General features: G+C 25.7%; 1 protein-coding gene. It reads right to left on the reverse strand.

The features are described from left to right. Nucleotides 1-442 precede the first annotated feature (442 nt). The gene (locus AA089_RS25725) at nt 443-586 is read right to left on the reverse strand and encodes a DUF4113 domain-containing protein (protein ID WP_316936962.1); all 144 of its coding nucleotides are present in this window, start codon (nt 584-586) and stop codon (nt 443-445) included. Nucleotides 587-790 lie beyond the last annotated feature (204 nt).

Raw genomic sequence — 790 nt, forward strand, 5'->3', positions numbered from 1 at the left:
TATTTATTGTGTTATTTTCTACTTGTATCATAACAGTACAGTTTTATTATTAATTCGTAAAATGGTAAGGTTGTAGTTGGGGTTTATTTGTAAAGGAAAACTGTTTTAGCATTCATCACAAAAATTTTTCATAAGCGTCGTGTTTTAAAAATAAGCGTTGATTTTTTTGTTAAAAAGTGTTAATGAAGTATTGAAATTCTAGTTTCTTATGTTCAAAGAAATGTTTGATTTAGTATTCTTTAGGATTCAATTCAGTTTTAAAAACTTTGCTAAAATATTTAAAACTTTTGCAATATTGCAAAAGTATTTTTGTAAAAGCCTGAGATTTATTTTATTACTATAGCGTGGTTACGGTAAAAACGTAATTATTCTGTGAAGGAAGGTTTAGTAATTAAAAATTACAGTTCATTATGATGATATCTTTAAGGTCAGTTGTGTAGTTTTACGATAGATTATTTTGTCGCATTGCCCATGAAGAATCTAATTTTTGGCTTGCTATATTCAAGGTGTTTTTACCATATTTTAAGTTCAAGCTGTCAATAGTTGTCATTGGTTGTTTGTGATCTGAATTCGAAGCTTCAAACATATTGACTTTTTAAGTGTTTTAAGAAAAATGTTATAAACTTAATTCATCATTTTTGGTTATTGAGAAAAGTGAAATTTATTTGGTAATAAGGAGATTTTTCAATAATAGTTTTATAATTTTTCATAAAACCAGTCGATCAGTTTTTCATTTTCTTTTTAAATAATCGTTTAGTAATGAGTTTGATTTCTTCACTAACTGCTAAGT

Origin of the sequence: Kordia jejudonensis (assembly GCF_001005315.1) — a bacterium.
Classification (GTDB): Bacteria; Bacteroidota; Bacteroidia; order Flavobacteriales; family Flavobacteriaceae; genus Kordia; species Kordia jejudonensis.